General features: G+C 60.3%; 13 protein-coding genes and 1 pseudogene. 9 read left to right on the top strand and 5 right to left on the bottom strand.

The features are described from left to right. Positions 1-29: 29 nt before the first annotated feature. The gene (locus tag FXN63_RS13300; protein ID WP_148815554.1) at positions 30-2,420 is read right to left on the bottom strand and encodes a TonB-dependent siderophore receptor; all 2,391 of its coding nucleotides are present in this window, start codon (positions 2,418-2,420) and stop codon (positions 30-32) included. A 271-nt stretch (positions 2,421-2,691) separates the two neighbouring features. Continuing rightward, positions 2,692-3,909 (bottom strand): formate-dependent phosphoribosylglycinamide formyltransferase, encoded by a 1,218-nt coding sequence (gene purT, locus FXN63_RS13305; RefSeq protein ID WP_148815556.1) that lies wholly within the window; start codon positions 3,907-3,909, stop codon positions 2,692-2,694. Between the two features lie 264 nt (positions 3,910-4,173). On the opposite strand from purT, the gene FXN63_RS13310 reads away from it, so the two are divergent. From FXN63_RS13310 to FXN63_RS13320, 4 genes and pseudogenes are all read left to right on the top strand, one after another. Next, positions 4,174-5,487, top strand: coding sequence for a PAS domain-containing sensor histidine kinase (locus tag FXN63_RS13310; protein ID WP_148815558.1), 1,314 nt, complete (start codon positions 4,174-4,176; stop codon positions 5,485-5,487). 298 nt (positions 5,488-5,785) lie between these two features. Continuing rightward, positions 5,786-6,577, top strand: coding sequence for a type 1 glutamine amidotransferase domain-containing protein (locus tag FXN63_RS13315; RefSeq protein WP_148815560.1), 792 nt, complete (start codon positions 5,786-5,788; stop codon positions 6,575-6,577). A 41-nt stretch (positions 6,578-6,618) separates the two neighbouring features. Further along, positions 6,619-6,801 (top strand): annotated as a pseudogene (locus tag FXN63_RS27075) (helix-turn-helix domain-containing protein); the annotation flags it as partial. A gap of 30 nt (positions 6,802-6,831) precedes the next feature. After that, on the top strand, positions 6,832-7,515 hold the full coding sequence (locus FXN63_RS13320; protein ID WP_246165193.1) for a LysR substrate-binding domain-containing protein: 684 nt from the start codon (positions 6,832-6,834) through the stop codon (positions 7,513-7,515). A 31-nt stretch (positions 7,516-7,546) separates the two neighbouring features. Here FXN63_RS13320 and FXN63_RS13325 read toward each other — a convergent pair whose 3' ends face one another. Both FXN63_RS13325 and FXN63_RS13330 read right to left on the bottom strand, forming a co-directional pair. Further along, entirely contained in the window at positions 7,547-8,740 is a 1,194-nt protein-coding gene (locus FXN63_RS13325) for a DUF1501 domain-containing protein (protein ID WP_148815563.1), read from the bottom strand. 28 nt (positions 8,741-8,768) lie between these two features. Next, entirely contained in the window at positions 8,769-10,322 is a 1,554-nt protein-coding gene (locus tag FXN63_RS13330; RefSeq protein WP_148815565.1) for a DUF1800 domain-containing protein, read from the bottom strand. Between the two features lie 430 nt (positions 10,323-10,752). Here FXN63_RS13330 and bioB point away from each other — a divergent pair, with 430 nt between their 5' ends. The 4 genes from bioB to FXN63_RS13350 all read left to right on the top strand — a co-directional run bounded on the left by bioB (position 10,753) and on the right by FXN63_RS13350 (position 15,665). Further along, complete coding sequence (gene bioB, locus FXN63_RS13335) at positions 10,753-11,811, top strand: biotin synthase BioB (RefSeq protein ID WP_148815567.1); 1,059 nt, start codon at positions 10,753-10,755, stop codon at positions 11,809-11,811. Continuing rightward, positions 11,808-12,683 carry an EamA/RhaT family transporter gene (locus FXN63_RS13340; protein WP_246165136.1) on the top strand — a complete coding sequence of 292 codons (876 nt, stop codon included), beginning with the start codon at positions 11,808-11,810 and terminating at the stop codon, positions 12,681-12,683. Before bioB ends, FXN63_RS13340 begins: the two co-directional genes overlap by 4 nt. Before the next feature lie 192 nt (positions 12,684-12,875). Next, positions 12,876-13,487, top strand: coding sequence for a hypothetical protein (locus tag FXN63_RS13345; RefSeq protein WP_148815571.1), 612 nt, complete (start codon positions 12,876-12,878; stop codon positions 13,485-13,487). Positions 13,488-14,912: 1,425 nt separating this feature from the next. After that, positions 14,913-15,665 carry a carbon-nitrogen hydrolase family protein gene (locus FXN63_RS13350; RefSeq protein ID WP_148815573.1) on the top strand — a complete coding sequence of 251 codons (753 nt, stop codon included), beginning with the start codon at positions 14,913-14,915 and terminating at the stop codon, positions 15,663-15,665. Between the two features lie 156 nt (positions 15,666-15,821). Here the strand turns inward: FXN63_RS13350 and FXN63_RS13355 are convergent, their stop codons facing one another. Continuing rightward, a complete protein-coding gene (locus FXN63_RS13355; protein WP_148815575.1) occupies positions 15,822-16,988 on the bottom strand; it encodes a mandelate racemase/muconate lactonizing enzyme family protein in 1,167 nt (388 codons plus the stop codon). Between the two features lie 135 nt (positions 16,989-17,123). On the opposite strand from FXN63_RS13355, the gene FXN63_RS13360 reads away from it, so the two are divergent. Next, the gene (locus FXN63_RS13360; RefSeq protein WP_148815577.1) at positions 17,124-18,041 is read left to right on the top strand and encodes a LysR family transcriptional regulator; all 918 of its coding nucleotides are present in this window, start codon (positions 17,124-17,126) and stop codon (positions 18,039-18,041) included. The last annotated feature ends 48 nt before the right edge of the window (positions 18,042-18,089 follow it).

Here is an 18,089-nt window from a genome sequence, read left to right on the forward strand (position 1 = left end):
GAAACCAACGCATCCTCTTACAGATCCAATCAGAACGTGTACTTCATCGACAGCATGAAGTTGCGCGGCGCGCCATACACCCCGCGGGTATCGGATACGGCCGCAAGATAACGCTTATCCAGGGCGTTATTCAGATGCGCCGCCAGGGACAGCTGCCTGTCAACCTGATACCGGGCCATCAGGTTGAGCACGGTGTAGCTGGGCTGCGTGTAGACCACCAGCGGATCGCCGGTTTTGCTTTCCCAGTGCAGGCTGCCACCCAAGGTCAGTTTGTTCCAGTCGCCAGGCAGGCGATACGTGGTGGACAGTTTGACGGTGTGCTTCGGAATACGCGTCATCAGGCGCAGGCCGTCCTTGTTCCGGGTAACGCCATAGGTATAACCAGCCCCCACTTGCCAGCCCCGGGCCAATTCGCCAGCCACTTCCGCTTCGACGCCTTCCGTGACGATGTCATTGATGGCGGTGTAGCTACGCGTGGTGGCGTCCCACTCGGGGAAAGTGTCTTGCTGGGTACGGAACACCGACAGACTGGAATTGATCAGCCCATCTTTGAAGCTGCCTTTGATGCCCACCTCGTAGCTGGTGCCTTCTTCCGGGTCGAGCGTGTTGCCGCGAATGTCGACCACGTGCGGGGGCTGAGGGTTGAAGATCTTGGTGTAGCTGGCGTAGACAGAATACGTGTCGTCAAGCGCATGGACCAAGCCCGCGTAGGGCACCAGAATGTTGCGTTCCCGCAGGTTCGTGGAACTGACATTGCCGGTGGAATAGCTGAGCGAATCTCTATCCTGCTTCCAGTTGATCACACGGCTCCCCAGCAGCAGGCTGGTGGCACTGCTCAGTTGCAGACGGGAATTCAAATAAGCGCTGTACTGGAATTCCTTGGCCTTCGTGTTGCCGGTGGAAGCCGCCGTCGGCTTGCTCAGCTCGTTGGCCCAGTTGAATGCGTTGTTCAGCGTCACCCGAGGGCCAGGATACGAAGGGCTGTCCTGTTCAAGGCTGGACACCGTCACGCCGGCAATCAGCTCGTGGTTTCGTCCTAGCAAGGTGAATGGGCCGGTGACATAGGCGTCCAGGCTGGTCTGCTCAACCTCGCTGGCCCAGTGGATGAGCTGCGCGCTGCCCACACCGGTTGCCTGATCCAGCAGATTGACCGGCGACGCCATGAAGCTGTCGTACTTATAACGGCCATGCGTCAATTCGGCCTTGGCGCTCCAGCCCGATCCGAACCTGTGTTCAACCGAGCCAAACACGCTGTTCAACTCGTGGTCGTAATACGCCCAGTCAGGCGACGCGCCGGCCGACAGTCCTGCACCCGTGGGCTGGCCGTTGGAGTAGATCTCGTAGAACGCGCGGATCGGTGCGTCGGTATTGCGGGTGGTATGGCTGAAGCCGGCGGTAAGCAAGGTGCGGTCGCCCAGGTCCATTTCACCGATGCCGTACAGCACGCCGTAGTCTTGCCGATAGTTGTCGATCCACGCGCCGTCTCGCCGGTAATCTGCAACCAGCCGGCCACGTACAGATGCATCGGCATTGAGCGGGCGTGAAATATCCACCCCGCTTCCGTAGCGTTGCCAGCTGCCTGCTTCAGCGGTGATGCTGGTCTGCGGCTCGGCCGTCGGACGTTTGCGGATCATGTTGATGGTGGCTGCGGGGCTGCCCAGGCCGCTCATGATGCCGGTCGCACCCTTGACGATTTCCACACGGTCGTACATCGCCGTGTTCTGCAGATAATTGCTCATCGACGAGGCAACCGGCACGCCGTCGATCTGGAAATTGGTGATGCTGGAGCCGCGCGCCCACATTTGCGGGCTGTCCGAGCCCACGCTGAACTGCTTCATGGTGATACCCACGGCGGCGTCCAGCACGTCGATCAGGCTGCCCAGCCGCTGATCTTCGATACGTTGGCGCGTCATCACCGTGACCGACTGCGGCGTTTCCTGCGGGGTGAGGTTAAGACGGGTGGAACTGCTGGTGGACCAGGTGGTGTAAGACCCGGTGCCTTCGGTGGTCGAGCCGGGGGCCTTGCCGGACACCGTGACTGCCTGCATGGTCGTCACGCCCTGATTGGCGGGCGCAGCGATGATGACGATGCCGCTGCCTTCGCGCACCGCAATCAGTCCGCTGCCACTCAGCACCCGGCTCAAGGCCTGGTCTTCAGTCAGCGTGCCGGAAACCGCCGGGGCCATTTTGCCTGCGACGAGGGCAGGCGAGAAACCGATGGGCGTGCCGGTGGCGGCAGACAATGCGCCAAGTGCGGCAGCCAGCGGTTGCGCATTCAGAGCAAGATTCACGCTTGCATTGGCTGCCGCGGCTTGGGCTTGGACGGTGGCAGGAACTGCCAGCGCCAGGGCAATCGCCAAGGCGAGCGGCGCGGGGCGGAAGTGCAGGGAGGTACGGGAGGTACGGGAAGTAAGGTGCATGAAGATGGGTTTCACAGTCGGGTAGCGAATGAAAATAAGACTCACTCCCCTTAAGACGCACCAGCCCGCCAAAACTACACCGCTTTTTGAGATTTTTTTGCACGCGTGTTTGCGTGGCGATGTACGCCCGGCTGAACCCGACCGGGTGAAGCGAAAAACGGAAGCATGAAAAACGCCGGCACAAAGGCCGGCGTCATGGTCTGGCTGTCGATATGTCTAGCTGTCGATCTGTCTGACTCTCGATTTTTCCAGCTAATCCATCTTTAGCAGATCAAGCCTCGCGCGGCTTCACCTTCGCAGATGCGGCCTTGGCCTTCACGCGCGCCATGTCGACATTGGCAGCAGTTGCCAGCGCCACACCCATGCGGCGGCGAACGAAGGATTCCGGCTTGCCGAACAGGCGGATGTCCGTGCCCGGTTCAGCCAGGGCGTCGGCCACACCTTCAAACACAATGCCGCGCGCTTCCACGCCACCGTAGATCACGCTGCTGGCACCCGGCTGACGCAAGCTCGTGTCCACCGGCAGGCCCAGCAGGGCGCGCGCGTGCAGCTCGAATTCGTTTTGCGATTGTGTTGCCAAGGTCACCAGACCCGTATCGTGCGGACGCGGGCTGACTTCCGAGAACCAGACCTGGTCGCCCGCCACAAACAGCTCAACGCCAAAGATACCCAGACCGCCCAGGTCGCTCGTGACCTTCTCGGCGATTTCGCGTGCACGCTCCAGCGCGCTGTTGGGCATGGGATGCGGCTGCCAGCTTTCCACGTAATCGCCGTCCACCTGCACGTGCCCGATCGGCTCGCAGAAGTGCGTGCGGATTTCGCCTTCGCTGTCGCGAGCGCGCACCGTCAACAAAGTGATTTCGTAATCAAATTTGACGAAGCCTTCCACGATCACGCGGCCGGCACCGGTACGGCCGCCTTCCTGGGCGTAGCGCCACGATTCTTCGATGTCTTCCGGGCCGTCCAGCTTCGACTGGCCCTTACCCGACGAAGACATGACCGGCTTCACGATGCACGGGTAGCCAATGCCACCGTCGATGGCGGCGCGCAGCTCTTCCAGGGTCGATGCGAATTGGTAGGGCGAGGTCGGCAGGCCCAGTGTTTCGGCGGCCAGACGGCGGATGCCTTCACGATTCATGGTGAGCTTGGCAGCGCGCGCGGTCGGCGTCACACGGGCGATACCGGCTTCTTCGATCTCGACCAACAGGTCGGTGGCGATTGCCTCGATCTCGGGGACGATGATGTGCGGGCGCTCTTGCTCGATCAGCGCGCGCAGGGCGTTGGCGTCCGTCATGGCAATGACGTGTGCGCGATGCGCCACTTGCTGGCCCGGTGCGTCGGCATAGCGATCGACGGCGATGACTTCAACGCCCAGGCGCTGCAGCGCGATGATCACTTCTTTCCCGAGTTCGCCGGAACCCAGCAACATGACGCGGGTAGCGGAAGGGGACAAGGGGGTGCCGAGCACGACAGGGGTGGGCAAAGCCATGGAAATTCCACAAATTAGCAGTGAGGGGCGCAGATTACCGCACCCGAATTCTGCTTGCCACCCGGGTTCAGCGTGATGCTTGCGAAATCGCATATTCATATGGCTTTTCAGCGTGGTTTTACGCCGATTTTCTGACCATTACCCGGGGCTTATCGGCAATATGACAGCCGTGGTTTCCCTCGCGTGCAAACCCGCTGGGGCATACCCGATCTGGACGCTCTTGGCTGTGCTCGGTAACGTGGGCTCGTCACCCCCGAGTTAGCAATGAACGATCTGCCGAATTCCCCTCTTGTCATCCTGCTGGCTGCGACCGCGCTGTGTAGCTTATTGATGTGGCGCTGGATGGCGCATTTGCGCCTGCGATTGGTAGAGGCCAACACCGAACGCGACATGTTCCTGCGTGCCGCCGAAGGCTCGCCGTCGCCCATGCTGATCACGGGTGCCGACCGTCGGGTGACATGGGCCAATTCTGCGTTCGAGGGCCTGTGCGGGTACCGCCTGCACGAGCTGCAAGGCCGGTCGCCGGGCGAGATGTTGCACGGTAAAGACACCGATCAGGACACGGTGGCACTGATTCGCCACCAGTTGGCACGCAATGAAGTGGCCGCGGCCGAGATCCTGAACTATGGCCGAAGCGGTCGTGCGTACTGGGTCAAGCTGCACATCACCCCCATTCTGAATGCCGAAGGCGAAGTAGTGCGTTATATCGCCGTGTTCAACGAGACGACCGAACGGCGTCGCCTGCTTGAACAACTGCATCACGGTCAGCAGGAACTGGAACGCAGGGTGGCCCAGCGCACCCGCGAACTGCTGGCTGCAAAGGAATCGGCCGATATCGCCAACAGTACAAAAAGCGAGTTCCTGGGCCGGATGAGCCAGCAATTGCGCACGCCCATGCATGCCGTGCTGGCCTATAACAATCTGGCGCTGGAGCGTGTCGAACGCGATCTGAAGCTTCGGCAGTACCTGGTCAACCTGCAGAACGCGGGCACAGGCTTGCTGCGCCTGCTGAATGAATTGTTCGATGTGTCGCAGCTGGAAGCAGGGCGCGTGAACCTGTCTTTGCGCGAAACGCGGCTGTACGACGTGGTGCAGTCCACGGTCGATGCCTGGCGAGAAGATGCGCCGCTGACGGCGGCGCGGATACGGCTGGACATGATCGGCCCGAGTCCGGCCGTGGTGGCCGACGCAGACAGATTGGCCCAGGTCGTGCGTAATCTGCTGTCGAACGCCTTGCGTTACAGCGGCGACGAATCACCCGTTTACATCATGATCGACGTCACCGACGACGACGGTGTGGATACCTACGCACGCCTGACGGTTCGTGACGCAGGCATTGGTATTCCGCCTGAGGAAATGGGGCGCTTGTTCAACGGGTTCTATCGATCCAGCCGCACGGTTACCGAAGAACTGGCAGCGGCAACAGGGAAACGCGGAAGCGGTGTAGGCATCGGGCTGGCTGCCTGCCGCCACATCGTGGATTTGCATAACGGGCACATCCGCGCATGGAACAATGAAGATCACGGCAGCACGTTTGAAGTCTTGCTGCCATTGGTCACCATGGCACTGGTCGTGTAAGCGATGCCAGATTGCTGGCGCTTCAGGGGCGCCCCCCCTGAATGCTTGCCGCCATGTTTTTCGTCCCAGAGTTTTTCAATACGGCAGGTCGACCAGCGCAGCGTATTAATCTCGCCCGCATGGCACCGTCTCACTCATTTGCTATCTCATAAAGTTGCCATCTCATAAGCAGATGGCATGAGTGCAGATATGTGTATGAATTCTGCGTACCTTCTGTTTTAGAGTTGACAGCTGTTCACGGCATTTCAGGTAAATGCCTGGTCGGCAAACAGTCGCTCTATTTCGGATAGGAATCAGTATGAAATCACCACGTCGTCGCGCCTTGGTTCAGGCAGTTGCGGCTACTTTCGCCATTGCTTCTGCTGGCAGCAGCGTTGCAGCAGGTACGTCCATCAAGCCATCGGAAATGTCTGGCAAACGAATTCTGATCGTGGTGTCCAGCCATGACAGAAAAGGCCAGGATATGGTTGCCGGCTTCTGGTTTCCAGAGCTTACCCACCCTGCAAAGGTGTTTTCAGAGGCAGGTTATGCATACGATATTGCCAGCCCGCAGGGTGGCATGCCGCCATTCGATGGCTTCGATCTGAAGGACGAAGGCAATAGCTGGTTTTGGATTCAGCCCGCGCTACGCAATAAACTGGCCAACAGTCTGCCGCTTTCCAAGGTCGATGCGTCCAAATATGCGGCTGTCATGCTGGTTGGCGGGCATGGCCCGATGTGGGATTTCGTGAAAAACAACGACCTGCACAATGTCGTACGCAGAATCTATGAAAATGGCGGGATCGTCAGCGCCGTGTGTCATGGGCCGGCCGGGTTGTTGGATCTGAAATTGACCAACGGCAGCGCTTTTATCGAAGGGAAAAAGCTGACTGCTTTCACCAATGAGGAAGAAGTTTCCCGTCAGTATGACAAACTTATTCCTTTCCAATTGGAAACGGCCTTGAAAGCGCAGAAAGCCGTGTTTGAAGAAGCCGACATTTTCAAGGCTCGTGTCGTGATCGATGACAGATTGATCACCGGCCAGAATCCTGCGTCAGCCAAGCCGTTTGGCGAGGCCGTGGTGGCAGCCTTGAAAGCCCGATCCTTGTAACGTAATAAACCCTATGCGCCTCGTCACACGGCAGCCTGTTCATGAGTGATGTATCGATCGCGGCACTGCGCGCCTTCCGGGCCTTGGCGCGGTGTGGCAGCTTCACCGCGACGGCCAAAGATCTGAATCTGGCCCAGTCAGCGGTCAGCAGATATATAGGCATGCTGGAGGCGCATCTGGGCCAGACGCTGGTTCTGCGCGGTCATAGAAAGGTGAAACTTACCCACGCGGGTGAGATGTACCTGGAGACCGTGGTGCGTGTGCTGGACGAACTTGATCATGCGGCGCTTTTGCTCGCCAATGAACCGCGGCGTCCTCAAGTCAAAATTCTGGCAATGCCTTCTTTTTCGGCCCGCTGGCTGGTGCCGCGACTGACACGCCTGAAAGCGGCCCGGATTGATGTGGACCTGGAACTGGCCACTTCCATATGGGATTCGGATTATCACCAAGACCGATTCGACATTGCCATCCATTACAGCGATGGCGCGTGGCCGGGCGCGACCTTGTTGATGCATGACGGCCTGGTCCCGGTGATGTCTCCCAGACTGTTGACAAGGCCGTCGCTGGAACACGTTGAAGCACTTGGCCAGTTCTGCTGGCTGCATGACGCCCTTCGCAATACGAAGTGGGACCAATGGCTGGCCGCCAGCAGGATTGACGGTCTTAAAAGCGAGCGCCGTGTTGTGCTTCAGGATGCAGACGCCACCCTGACCGCCGCTGTTGAAGGGGTTGGTATCGCCATGGGCCACACGGTGCTGATCGAGAACGACATCCGCGAAGGGCGCTTGATCGAGGCCTGGCCCAAGCGGGTGCCGCTTGCAGCCGGTTATCACTTGATTCAATCAAAGCGATGCGCTCGCAGCCCAGCTGCGCAGGCGGTTGCCAAATGGCTGCTGGAAGAAGCGGCAATATTCGGTCGGATGCAATCTGACAGATGAATGGCAAATCCTGCCTACACGCGAATCTTGCCTAGACAATACCCAGCTTCGCTGGCGCAACCCCTGCAAAAACCTGATCCACCTGACGGGCACTCAACCCGTACATCTGCGTGAACAGCCCTGCGAACACACGCCGGTATTCATTAAGCACCGGATAGTCCCGATTCTGGAACAGGGTTGAGGCATCCAGCTTCTGTTGCTCGCCCAGAATGCGGCCACCTTGGATAGAGCCGCCCAGCACCCAGTAGACCGTTCCATGCCCGTGATCGGTACCTCGGTTGCCGTTCTCGCGGAAGGTGCGCCCGAACTCGCTGATGACCACGACAACCGTGCGTGGCCAGGCGTCGCCCATTTCTTCACCGAAGCCGGCCAGACCGTCGCCCAGTTCCGTGAACCGATCTGCCAGATAACCCGTGGCCCCGCCTTGGCCAACGTGGGTATCCCAGCCCCCGATATCGACAAAACCCACGTCAAAACGGTCTTTCATCAGCCTTGCTATGCGCCGTGCTTCGAGCGCAAAACCCTTTGTCGATATCGCCCGACCGCTGGCAGCATCCAAGGCTTCGGCGGCAGCGCGTTGCGCGTCCACCTTGACCGCAAAGCCTTCTTCGACTTGGCGGCCCAGCGGCGTCTGTTTGTACATTGCGGCGATCACGTCCGACTGCCGGGCGTTCAAGCCGCCTTTGCCCAAGGTGTTGAATGCGATGTTCGGAACTTGCTCGATGCCGCGCAGCGTAAGGGGGACTTGCTCTGTGAAGGCCACCGGGCGGGCAGCCTGCGGGCCGGACAACACATGCACCAGGCGATTCAGGAAGCCCGACTGGTAATCACGATGCGCATCCAGTCCTTGCCCAATTTCGACCGTATCCTGCGTCTCGAAGTGACTACGGCTCAGGTCGTCGGTGCCAGCAAAAGGCACGAAGGCTAGCTGTCCCGACTGGTACATGGGCAGCATGGACTTGAGCAAAGCAGGGTGCAGACCCCAGTTCGCATCCAGCGCAAGGGCGCTGGCTGGGCCTGTACCTGGGCGGGCAATCGCCAGATTTGGGCGAGACTCGTAGTAGAAGTCGCTGCTGATCGGCACCAGCAGATTGGTGGCGTCGTAGGCCCCGCGCAGGAACACCACCAGCAGCTTGGCACCCGCCTGGGGCGCGGCGTACAGACGGCCGCCAAGGGTCATCAGCGGCGTGGCGGCGAGTGCGGCCAGCAAATCGCGTCGTTTCATGTCGGGCTCCTTATCGTTCCTCGATGCATCATCGCGCCATGAATTCCGGAGACGAGAGCAAAAAGGTATTCCATTCCTGTGCATTCTTGGCCTGGGCAAGCGCATCGCGGGTTGCCGGACTCAGGCTCGGAGCGATGTGCTGCGTGAACCACGGCCCGGACAAGATCGGTGCCGCAGGCGGGGCAGCACCGAACAGACCACGGTCACTTGTTCCAATCGCGCGCGCAATCTCGAAGCGCGTGGCCAATTGCCCGGAACCGTTCCAAGCGCTGGCCAACATAGGGTAACCATCTGGGGCTACATGCCCGTAACGAGCTTGGCCCAGACGACGAATCCAGCCCTGCATGGGAGCCGTGTCTTCCAAAGGTCTATCACCATAGGCCAGGCGCACCGCAGACACGACATAGTGCACGGGGTCTTTGAAACCCTGGCCCAGCGATGCGCTGAATTCCGGCGCATCGAACAGTACCTTCAAAGTCTTGGCGATATCGCCATCGGTATGCAGGAAAGCTTGCGCGACTCGATCAACCAAGGCGGGCGGCGGGTCATCGGACACAAAGAACGTCACCAGCTTGCGCGCAATGAACCGCGCAGTGGAAGGATGACGGGCCAGGCGGTCCAGCGCTTCATCGACTTCGGCCAACCCCTTCGCGTGCAGAGGCGCACCCAGCAGCGTCTTGGGCGTGGCGTCGTGCCGCGCCGGGTTGAATTCAAACAAGCCGGTGCGAACGTACTGCGCCTGCAAGGCCGGGCGGATTTTGGCGTCGTCTTCCGGCACCCGCACGCCTACTCCAGTCAGCACCTGGGCAAGCATCTGCACGTCTGCCTGCTGATAACCGCCATCGACGCCCAGGGTATGCAGTTCCATCAGCTCACGGGCGTAGTTTTCGTTGATCTTGCCCACGGCATTCTGGTCATTGTCCAGATAGCGCAACATGGCCGGATGCCGCACGACCGCCCCAAGCAAGTCGCGGAAACGCCCCAGCGCATAGGGCCGGATCGCCTGTTCCTCGTAGTCGCCCACCAGCGCACGGATATCGCGCTTGCCCCTGAACACGCCGAAGTGGTTCACCCAGAACCAGCTCATCTGTTCCTGTAGCTGCGCAGGCGAATAGACGGCCCGCAGCAGCGCGCGTGACTCGGCTTGGCGGGCCAGTTCATTCAAGTCTTGCTGGTAGACCTGTCGCGCGGCTTGTTTGGCGGCGTCGTCGGTCAGCGCGTTGGCAGCCTGGTTGGCCGCGCTTAGTGTTCGAAGCAGTGATGGCGTGGGCTCGCGCGAGATCGGCATCGCGTCGATCTGTGCCTGAACCGATGCGGGCAATGCGGTGTCGGTGGGATGAAGCTGTTCATTCAACCAAGCGGTGCGGCCCATGCGGGTTGCCGATGCCAGTGTGGACGGGTTTGCGCCCCAGCTGATGCGGTCCACCCATGCATAGGCACCTTGCGGGCTGAAGTCAGCGCGGCCAGCGGGTGGGGTGGAGCATGCAGCCAGCAGCGCCGCCGTGGCCAACACAGCAGACACGATCCCGCCAAGCCTGCGCGGTGATGCCGGCACGGGCGACAAGACAAAGGATCGGGGCATGCCGGGTCTCCGGTGGATGAGCCAGCCGCCACCTTATTCCTCAAAGCTGACGGAAATCTGCACGGCGTGATGGCAGATGTAAGTGACTGGGGCTGGCCGCCAGTTGGACAGACCAACGCGGCGCTCGATCCATGCGCTTATCTTGATAGTTACATTTGGCAACACTTGATTGGAGGTTTTTTGATTCAGACGAAGACGGCACGTTGATACGGGGCAATCGTCTTCGTGATGGGTTTACGCGGCTACGGCCATCAAGTAACGCGAAATATCGGATTTCAGGGCTGGTTGCGGCGGCGTTGCGAGGGTCTTTAGGATGCGTGGCGTCGTGGCTGCGGTCACTTCTGTGCCGCTATGCCAACCCTGTTTGCTGTCGATACGACCACCCGTCCAATCAGCAGCAGCTTCTTGAACTCTTGCCCCCAGGTCATCCATGTCCACTTCCACCGCCCAGGCACACCCAGACCTTGATTGCACCAAGGCAGACACTGGACTGACCGCCCAGGTTTCCTGGCGTGTGGCCGACGCGCTGGCCTTGTTTGCGTTGCCCTTGATGCAGTTGCTGGATCGAGCGCGTGAAGTGCATCGCCAGCACCACCCAGACGGCACGATCCAGCTGTCCAGTCTGCTGTCGATCAAGACCGGTGGCTGTCCGGAAGACTGCGGATACTGTCCGCAAGCAGCCTGGCACGATACGGGCCTGGACGCCGACAAGCTGATGCCCTTGGATGAAGTGCTGACGGCAGCGCGTGAGGCTCAGTCGCAAGGTGCCCATCGCTTCTGCATGGGGGCGGCGTGGCGCAATCCGAAAGATCATCAGATCGAGTTGGTTGCCGAGATGGTGCGAGAAGTCCGCGCGCTGGGCCTGGAAACCTGCGTGACACTGGGCATGTTGAAGGCCACGCAGGCACAAGCGCTGCAAGCAGCCGGGCTGGATTACTACAACCACAACCTGGACACCTCGCCGGCTTTCTACGGCAACATCGTCAAGACCCGCAGCTACCAAGACCGGCTGGATACGCTGGGTCATGTGCGCGATGCCGGTATCAAGGTGTGTTGCGGCGGCATTGTCGGCATGGGCGAATCGCGGCGAGACCGGGCGGCCTTGCTGGTGCAGTTGGCAAACCTGTCGCCGTACCCGGAATCCGTGCCCATCAACAACCTGGTTCCTGTTGCCGGAACGCCCCTGGCAGACGCCGAACCCATCGACCCGTTCGAGTTCGTGCGCACGATTGCCGTGGCCCGCATCACCATGCCGCGCGCCGTGGTGCGCTTGTCCGCGGGACGCGAAAGCATGGACGACAGCCTGCAAGCCCTGTGTTTCCTGGCGGGGGCCAATTCGATTTTCTACGGTGAAAAGCTGCTGACCACGGGCAACCCGCGCTTGCAGGCCGACCGGGCGTTGATGTCGCGGCTGGGCCTGACGGTGGCGGCATCTGCCGAGGCTGGCATCGACGCGCAGACATGCAACCGACGCGGTGCCGCGACATGACCTACTTGATATTGAGCATGTTGTGCAGCGTGGGCGTGTCCGTGCTGCTGAAACTCGCCGCCCAGTTTGGCGTGGATACGCGCCAGGCCATCGCCGTGAACTACGGCGTGGCGGCCACCATGACGGCGCTGCTGCTGAAACCGCAATTGGCAAGCTTGGCGCAACCCAGGGGAGGCGCGGCGTTCAGCAGTTGGGCGCTGATTCTTGCGCTGGGCGTGCTGCTGCCGTCTGTATTTCTGGCCATGGCCGCTGCTGTGCGCCATGCCGGCATCGTGCGCAGCGACGCCGCACAACGCCTGTCGCTGTTCATTCCCGTCATCGCCGCGTTCACGGTGTTTGGGGAGTCAGTAGAAACCGGCAAGTTGATGGGTCTGGCGTTGGCGCTGGCTGCCATGACTTGCCTGGTCGGCCGCTACCGTCCCGGCATGAAAGGCGACACATCGGACGCGGGCAGCGAAGGGGCCTGGCGTTGGTTGCTGGTGATCTGGCTGGGCTACGGCAGCATCGACATCATGTTCAAACAGGTAGCCAAGGCAGGCACCGCGTTTGCCCCGGCCTTGCTTGCAAGCTTTGTGTTGGCAGGGATCGTGATGCTGATCTGGCTGACCTGGCACCGCGTGCGCTGGGATCGCCGCAACGTGGCGGGCGGCGTGCTGCTGGGCCTGCTGAATTTTGCCAACATTCTGTTCTATATCCGCGCGCATCAGCACTTTGCCAATAATCCGACGCTGGTTTTTGCGACCATGAATATTGGGGTGGTGGCGCTGGGCACGGTGGTGGGTGCGCTGGCGTTTCGCGAGCGTCTGAGCGCCCGGCATGGTTTGGGGATTGCATTGACGCTGCTGGCAATCGTGGTGATGTTGCCAAAATGAAAGCGTGGCATGCGTTCAATGCAGAAAGCGGGTAGGGCGCTGTGGATCTGGCGGCTGCCGGCTAAGCTTGTGGATGTGGTCCCACCTGGAAAGTCAGCGCAGCGATATCGGCATGCGTGGGCCGGGTGACTCGGGGACAGATTGAGTCAGCTGCATCCCGCGTTCCAGCATTAAGCAGGACCGTGTCTTGACTTGCTTCCGGCCACTGTTTCCTTTGCTGCACTCATCTGCAAAACGTCCATCAAACGTAAAGGCTTCACCATGCGGTTTGCTGTCTTCTTTCTTTCGTTGACTGCGGCGATGAGCTTGTCATCGCAGGCAATTGCCACGGAAATGAATACCCCGACCGAGCGGCTGGAGCTTGCCAGGTCAGTGATTTCTCCCAACCCGGTACCGATAGATAAGCAGATTCCGACGATTGAGGTTGTCCGGACTGAGTTTGGTCTGTTTTTCCCGCCTGGGTCTACGAAGAAGAAGTTTGTATCTGCCCGGACGGTGCCGTTGGTGGAAAATCAGATGTACGGTTGGCGGGTGTATTTGAAGCCGGGCGTTGGGAAGGTGCGTTGGCGTGAGGAATTTGTTTTGCCTGTCGCGCCGTCGACCTGGGGTGGGTCGCTTCCCGGGGTGACGCAGGATGTGTCGTCTGACGGCAGAACGTCGATCAAGGAGGGTACGGTGTCGGGTCAGCAGGGGGTGATCTGGAATGTTTGGTCTGTGGCTCCGGGAGATCCGACGGGGAAGTATGTGATTCGCGTGTTTGTCGAAGATAAGTTGGTGAAGACGTTTGAGTTCAATGTGGAATGAGGTGGTTTTCTTGTGATGGTGTTTTTGTTCTTTAGTCAGTCGCGGGCAGTGGGGCCGGCTCGTCTGCCCCGCTTGACCTTGGCGTCGGGTCTCCGCCCTCCACCGTGTCCAGAAGGGCAGCCAAGCCGGCCCCACCACCCACGCCTTCAAAGACGTTTGGTTAAAAGCTGATCCCGCCTTTGGGCGGCGTGCGTTTTTCTGGCTGCCGGGTGCTGGAATCGGTTCTCGGCATGCGTGGGCCGCCATCCTTGAACGCCATGCGGCTGGCCGTGGGGATTGGCTGCCCAGGTCGCCACGAAGCGACTCAGCGGCTCGCGTCTCGGGCCGTGCTTAACGGGCCTTTCAGGGCAGCGCCACTCAAAAAAATTCGCGCGCCTGCTTGGTGGTGGGGTGACACCGAAGCGGGTGGCCGCCGCGTTACGGCATGCGGAGAGCGGCCGCGACGATCTTGGCGCTGGCGGCTGATTTGCGAAAAACGCTTGTGCTGCGCGTTGGTCGCGGCGCTTGCCATGCGCAATAGCAACGGGGCATCGGTAGCCTGAAACGCTCAGCTGCGTACAGCGATCTTCGCGTCCTCGATCATCTTGTTTCCGGCAACGATGACAAGCCGCGTCTCGATTGGCGGTGGCACGTGCTGGGCTGTTGGAAGCGTTGGCATCATCGGCACTCACCACTGCCCACTAATTTTCATCGCCGCTTTGAACGTTTTTTTTACCGCCTCGAACATTCTGCACCGTCGTGAACGTTCTTCACCGCTTTGAACATTCGTCCTCGCTTCGAACATTCGTCACCGCGTCGAACGTTCTTCATCACTTGAAACGTTTAATGTTCAGCCTTCAAAACGCGGACCTTCAGCGCCCCGCTTTTTCGTCGCATTACCTGATGCGCGGCCACCCGCTTCCGTGTCACCCCACCGCTAAGCAGGCGCGCGAATTTTTTTGAGTGGCGCTGCCCTGAAAGGCTGCTGATATACGGTCAGAATCGTGAGCCGCTGACTCGCTTCGTGGCGACCTGGGCAGCCAGTCCCGAGGGCCAGCCGCATGGTGTTCAAGAATGGTGGCCAACTCATGCCGAGAACCGCATCCAGCCCCAAGCAGCCAGAGAATTCCGGTACGCCCACAGGCGGGATTAGCTTTTAACCAAAGCAGTTCTGAAGGCGCGGGTGTCGGGGGCGTGGCGTCTGCCCTTCTGGACGACGTGGAGGGCGGGAGACCCGACGCGTAGGTCCAGCGGGGCAGGCGACGCGCCCCCGACACCCGTGACTGGCTACAAAGCGGCATACCCGCAAATAAAAACAGCTTATTAGTTCAATACAAAACGGCTGATGCTCACGATCAATAACAGGTGCCTAACCAGCATGACGGCGCGCAACATAGCCCGTTATCATCCCGCCTTCACCATCGCCCACGTGCCATCAAACCCGTCATGCCGCTGATCGTCGCCGCCGCCCAAACCATCTCTGTAGCTGGCGACGTGCCGGCCAACATCGTCAACCATTTGCGGGTCATGCAGGCAGCGGCCAATCATTGTGTGCAGCTGCTGGTGTTTCCCGAGTTGTCCCTGACAGGTTATGAGCCGACCTTGGCGCATGATTTGGCGATCCTGGCCGATGACCCGCGCTTGGCTCCCATGCGAGAGCTGGCCCAGAAGACCGGCATGCGCACCGTCATTGGTGCACCCCTGAAAATGAGCGTGGAAAAGGGCGCGGGAATCGGCATTGCCGCCTTGGTGCTTCAACTGGACGGCACAGTATCCGTCTACACCAAGCAGCACCTGCATCCGGGCGAAGAAAAAGCGTTTGTCCCAGGTTTCGGCGGTACGCCCGTGTTGGTCGATGACGCCAAGATCGCATTGGCCGTCTGTGCCGACGCCACCCATGCAAGCCATGCAGACCACGCCGCGCAAATCCAGCCTGCGGTCTATGCAGTCGGGTCAGTCATCACAACCGGGTCGTATCCCGCCGAGAGCGCGCAGCTTGCGGGTTACGCCGCCCAGCACAACATGGCAGTGCTGTTGGCCAACCACGGCGGGCCGACGGGGGGCTGGTCATGCGCTGGATGCAGCGCAGTGTGGGCACCGGGCGGCGAACAGGTCGCAGTCGCACCGGGCTTGGGCGAGTTTCTGGTGATAGCAACGCGCAACGATGGCATCTGGTCGGGCGAGGCTATCGCGCTGTAACAAGGTCAGAAGGCGGGATCAGTGCTGGCAGCGTTGACGTCTGTATCAGCGCTTGTGCGCTGATGCATACCGCACGCGCAACTGACGCGCGCCTGTGCCTCAAACGAAGCACAGGCGCGCAGTCCCGGCACCAAGCCCAATCCCAACCCCAAACCCTCAAGCAGACAACTTCTGCATTTCCACAAACAGATCCGCCTTCCCCTCAAAACCAATCCCGGGCAGATCAGGCATGGTGATGAAGCCGTTCTCCACTTTCACCCCATCCGGGAATCCGCCATACGGCTGGAACAGATCGGGGTAGGACTCGTTGCCGCCTAACCCCAGGCCAGCTGCGATGTTCAGGGACATCTGGTGGCCGCCATGGGGAATGCAGCGCTTGGGCGACCAGCCGTGTTCGCGCAGCATGTCGAGCGTGCGCAGGTATTCGACCAGGCCGTAGCTCAGCGCGCAGTCGAACTGCAGCCAGTCGCGGTCAGGGCGCATGCCGCCGTAGCGGATCAGGTTGCGGGCGTCCTGCATCGAAAACAGGTTTTCGCCGGTGGCCATGGGGTTGCGGTAGTAGTTACGCAGCGTGGCCTGCAATTCGAAGTCCAGCGGGTCGCCAGCTTCTTCGTACCAGAACAAGTCGTATTGCGACAGCGCCTTGGCGTACTGCACCGCGGTGTCCAGGTCAAAGCGGCCGTTGGCGTCCACCGCCAGTTTCTGTCCGTCGCCCAGCACGCTCAGAATCGAATCGATGCGGCGCAGGTCTTCGTCCAATGAGGCACCGCCGATCTTCTTCTTGACCACGGTGTAGCCACGGTCGATATAGCTGCGCATTTCGTCTTTCAGCTTGCTGTGGTCCTGGCCGGGGTAGTAGTAGCCGCCGGCGGCGTAGACGAAGATCTTCTTGTCTGGCGTACCGTTGCCGTAGCGGTCGGCCAGCAACTGGAACAGCGGTTTGTCGGCGATCTTGGCGACGGCGTCCCAGATGGCCATGTCGATGGTGCCGATGGCCACCGAGCGTTCACCGTGGCCACCCGGCTTTTCGTTGGTGAACATGGTGGCCCAGATCTTGTGCGGGTCTAGGTTGTCGCCGGCATCATTCACCAGCGAGGCCGGATCGGCTTCCAGCAGACGCGGGATGAAGCGCTCGCGCATCAGCTTGCCTTGGCCGTAGCGCCCGTTGGAATTGAAGCCGTAACCGACCACGGGCTTGCCGTTGCGGATCACGTCGGTAACCACCGCGACCAAGCTCAGCGTCATCTTGCTGAAGTCGATGTAGGCATTCCGAATGGGGGAGCTGATCGGAATGGTCTTTTCGCGGATCTCGACGATTTTCATGCGTTTCTCCTGGGGATGCTGTCGGTCATTGCCGACGTGGAACCGCTAGGCTAATCGCCGAACACAACGCTATATTTCACCTGTTTTCATTTTTCAATTCACTTCAGGTGAATGATCAGGGCCGCACCTACTACCGTGAAAACCGACCTGAGCAACGATCTGAATTTCTTCGTATTGCTTGCCCGCCACGGCAGTTTGTCTGCCGCTGCGCGCCTGCTCGACATCACGCCGCCTGCCGCGACCAAGCGGCTTGCCTTGCTGGAAAGCCGGCTGGGCGTGCGGTTGGTGAACCGCACCACGCGCAGCATCAGCCTGACCAGCGAGGGGGAAACCTATCTGCAGCACGCGACGCGCATTCTCAGTGATGTGCAGGCGATGGAAGATGCGGTGAGCGGCGGGCGGGCGTCCCCGAAAGGCTTGCTTCGGGTCAACGCTACGTTGGGCTTCGGCCGCACCACCATTGCACCGCTGGTGTCCGACTTCGCCGCCAAGCACCCGGACGTCGAGGTGCTGTTGGACGTATCGGACCGCCCGGTAGACCTCGTGGAAAGCGGGTTCGATCTGGGCATTCGGTTCGGCGCTTTGCCGGACAAACGCCTGAACGCACGCCGGATCATGTCCAACCGGCGTTTTCTGTGCGCGTCACCCGGCTACCTGAAAAAGCACGGCACGCCTCAGACCTTGGCCGATCTGGCCCGGCATCGTTGCATCATCCACCGGCAAAACGATGACGCCTATGGCATCTGGCGTTTCATGCGCGGTGAAAACAGCGAAGTGATCAAGGTGCAGGGCAGCTTGTCGAGCAACGATGGTGACATCGTGCTGGGCTGGGCCTTGGACGGCCACGGTATTTTAATCCGGTCAGAATGGGATCTAGCCAAATACCTGGAAAGCGGCAGATTGCGTGTGCTGCTGCCTGAATTCGAATTACCCGCTGCGGATTTGTTCGTTTATTACGCCAATCAGCGAAATCAGTCGGCGCGAATACGCGTTTTCATTGATTTCCTAGTGGAACATTTCGCCAACACACCCGCGAAACAGAGGGTGAAATAGGGTCCACTTTTGCGCCGTGACATTGCCTGTTGTTGGGTGAACACGGTG

The sequence above is a fragment of the Pigmentiphaga aceris genome (assembly GCF_008119665.1).
Classification (GTDB): domain Bacteria; phylum Pseudomonadota; class Gammaproteobacteria; order Burkholderiales; family Burkholderiaceae_B; genus Pigmentiphaga; species Pigmentiphaga aceris.